Here is a 3,328-nt window from a genome sequence, read left to right on the forward strand (position 1 = left end):
CAATTCTTCGTCTTGGCTGCGTGAAACGCAGCACATCATGGTGGTGTTCTCGGCTTTGACTCGGTCGGTCAGGTAAAGATCCCGGTGCTGGGGTGTCCCTCGAAGTACTGGTAGGGAACGTCCCCCTCCAGGCGACTTCGCCCCTACGCCAACAAGCAGACGATGCGTAACTGTTGCCGCAGGGGCAAAGGTAATTACGGGGACGCGAAGCCTGAACACGGTCACCGATGACGAGCTGATGCATGGCCAGAGAGCCGCCAGCGCTGTCTTCGACTTGGAGTACCGAGATGGTGTATTCGGATGGGGGTGCTGCCTGAACCGGTGAGCGAGTATGCATTGGCGACCCGGGGAGCCACCGGTATCTAACTGTTGCCGGCGGCATGGATTCGGATCGTGCGATGTTCCCTAGGCTGACATGGAGCCGTGAGCGGTGAAGAACCCCAGACCGTAGTCAGGGGTCTCAAACGTCACTTCTGCTCCCTTGGGGAAAAACAGCACGTCGCGCTCCTTCGCGTGTGTCACTTCCCCTGTCGCCCGGTCGGTGAGGATGAACTCACCCTTGATAACGACCTTCATCTCGTCGCAGGTGTACGTGTACACCAGGGGTTCGGAGGCCTTCAGCTCGAAGAATCCGGAGCTCATGACCGAGCCCTCGGGGTTGGTGAGGGAGTCCGCGATGGCGGCGTCACATCCAGGCACGTTCATCGACGGCAGTCCAATATAACCGTTTTCCACCTTGTGAATGGATCCGGTTTTGCTCAGTGTTCCTACGACGGTTTCCATGGTTACTCCTGTAAATAGTGCTGTGGTGATTAGTGTTGTGAAAGTCTGACTTAATCTTTGTCAGAACTGTTCATTTTTGATGGCCGTTATTGTTGCGTGTTTGCTGTAGCAGAGCTCGTAGCAGCTCTCCTGGGCACTGAAATTTCTGGGAGCAGCCGATAGGGTTTCGCATCGGAAGCCCCGTCTTCGCCGCTGTTAGAAGATCACGAAAACTTTGCGCAGTGTCTCGTGAATCTCCCAGTTACCGCTCCAGCCCCGGGGAACGAAGACCGCGTCTCCGGGCCCAACGAACTCGGGCTCGCCGCCGTCGGCGTTGATCGTCATCGACCCTGAAAGAACATGCAAAAACTCGTGTGTTTCAAGAACCCAGCGAGAAGGCCCAGCGGTGCATTCCCAAATGCCAGATTCGGCACCGTTCTCGTCCTTCCACAGGTATATTCCGCGCGTATCCATCTGCGGTCCAGTCGCTTCAGGACAAGGACCCCAATCCTCCAGCTCCTTAACCTTCTCTGCATCGCGGATAAGGCTGGCGGAGATGGAGGCTGTCTTTTCAGTCATTACTTTCCCTTTCGTGGGGGCTATCAGCCACTTCTGCCGATATAAGTTTTGTTTTTAGTTAATTGCGGACCGACGTGCCCTTAGATGCGGCACTCAAGGTGTTCCGCGTCGCGCAGGCGTCCTGCTAAGGCACGCACAAGGCGATCCATGAATCCTGCCAGGATGGGCATGCTGATTCCGGCTTCGAATCCGGATGTACACGTCCGCTCCACCGGCCACTTAATTGTCGAGTGGATCAGCCTGTTTTACTGATCAACGACCAAGGCTCCGTCGACTCCAAGCCAGTAAGGGCCTAGGCTCACCATGGATGCAGGCAGCACCCACTTGTGAGCGCAGTTTAGGGCGTAGGTCGTGTAGGCGTCCCGTCCTGACGGGGATGTATCAGGGCTCAGATTTCGGAGTATCGGAAGGAGTGTGACTCTAGACCTTCGGGGTTGGGGCCGTAAATGGTGACCATCCGCGCATAGACGGGTGCCCAGTACCTGCCCATCCGGCCGGGATTGACACGCGCCGAATCACCCGGCTTCAGGATGACAGTCTTGCCTTGGCTCTCGATATGGAGTTCGCCTTCCAGCACGAAAGCAGTCTCGCTGTGTGGGTGGAAGTCCTCCCAGGCGCAGGCCTTCAGCTCCCATTCCGAGAGGATGAAGTCGTTCCAGCCGCCTTCAGGATGAGCGTTGATGAACCTGCAGCTCAATCGCCCCCAATCGCCCTTCAGGGCCTTCATGGGCTCCGCCGGCCAAAAATCGATTGCTTCCCCCGACGTCAGTGGCGGGGGTTGAGGCGTGGTTGTGGCCATTGTCTTTACCGTTTCTGTAGTGGGGAATCTGCTTTGCGGTATGCCTTGTAGATCTGAGTGACACTCCATCGACGTGATGCGTGTCACTGCGATGTGAATACTGTGACATGAACGGATGTTCAAGTCAATGGTTCGCAATGACTCAATATGTAACGATCGACGGGGCTATCCATGCAGTAGCTACCAAAACGAGTAGTTTGAACCATCCCGAATGAGCGCTTACCCTACCCGCAAATGATAGGAGGATGGACGAAAGGCCCACGTCTGGAGGAGGAGAGTTGCATTTCAGCGTCATGAACGAACCCGCCTCGGAAGTATCCGGGGGAACCAACGCCAGCAACGTTTCCCTTGTCTTGGGGAAGATTGCAGCTACCGACGCAGTCATCGGCGTAGAGCAGCTGGCTCCAGGCTGCTTCTTCTGGTCGCATCCGGTTCCGGGGGCACCTCCGGGGTTGTGAAAGCTGCCGAGACCGCAGCCAAAGCACAGGCGAGGACCGTTGCCCTTACCGCAAACCCGGGCTCTGCGCTCGCTGACCTGGCTGACGCCGTCGCGGTGGTTCCAGCCCAGCAGAAAACTGATCTTGGCTCCGGTGCTGGCAGCCAGGTAAGTACGGTCCGCCACCGATTAGCCCATCTCCTTCGAAAAGACCGACGGCACACGAGGGTGGCAAACTTGGCCGGCTCTTCGACCAAGACAAGGGGTGTGAGGGCATTTTTGAACATCCGCTCAGGATCTCATCGGGCCAAAACAGCACGGCGGCACAACCTGAGCAAGGAGCCGCCAGATTCCTGCAGTCCCTGGAGCACCTCGGGAGCTGAAGCTCAAACAGATCCCCTTTTTGGAAAGGCAGCCCGATGCTACAAAACTCAGATTCTCGTCTTGATAGGTGGATGGAGAGGGAGGCCCTCGCCGAGGCCATGATTCCGGTGATCGGCCGGCTGTACCGCGAAAACAACGTGGTGACCAGCATTCATGGCCGGAGTTTGATCAACGTGTCCACTATGAACATCCTCTAGGCGCAATGCCGTTTACTTAGGGTTTTGTCTGTTAATCTTTTTTCATGGCACGCAGTGGATGGGTGAAGCCCGAAAGTTCTGAACGGTTGAGTGATGACGTCTCGCTGGGCGTGCTGACGCGCGTCTTCGCCCCTGATGTGGTGGACCGTGTGATCGCCCGGACCGGTGCCG

The 3,328-nt window shown here is 57.0% G+C and carries 4 protein-coding genes; 1 reads left to right on the forward strand and 3 read right to left on the reverse strand.

Translation table 11 applies throughout. The features are described 5' to 3' along the window. Positions 1-405 precede the first annotated feature (405 nt). From QMG52_RS21460 to QMG52_RS21470, 3 genes are all read right to left on the reverse strand, one after another. Entirely contained in the window at positions 406-783 is a 378-nt protein-coding gene (locus QMG52_RS21460; protein WP_283562433.1) for a cupin domain-containing protein, read from the reverse strand. Positions 784-978: 195 nt separating this feature from the next. Beyond that, positions 979-1,341, reverse strand: coding sequence for a cupin domain-containing protein (locus tag QMG52_RS21465; protein WP_283562434.1), 363 nt, complete (start codon positions 1,339-1,341; stop codon positions 979-981). A gap of 388 nt (positions 1,342-1,729) precedes the next feature. Then, positions 1,730-2,068 carry a cupin domain-containing protein gene (locus QMG52_RS21470; RefSeq protein WP_283562435.1) on the reverse strand — a complete coding sequence of 113 codons (339 nt, stop codon included), beginning with the start codon at positions 2,066-2,068 and terminating at the stop codon, positions 1,730-1,732. Between the two features lie 963 nt (positions 2,069-3,031). On the opposite strand from QMG52_RS21470, the gene QMG52_RS21480 reads away from it, so the two are divergent. Beyond that, a complete protein-coding gene (locus QMG52_RS21480) occupies positions 3,032-3,157 on the forward strand; it encodes a hypothetical protein (RefSeq protein ID WP_283562436.1) in 126 nt (41 codons plus the stop codon). The last annotated feature ends 171 nt before the right edge of the window (positions 3,158-3,328 follow it).

It is taken from the genome of Paenarthrobacter sp. PH39-S1, assembly GCF_030063245.1.
Lineage (GTDB): Bacteria > Actinomycetota > Actinomycetes > Actinomycetales > Micrococcaceae > Arthrobacter_M.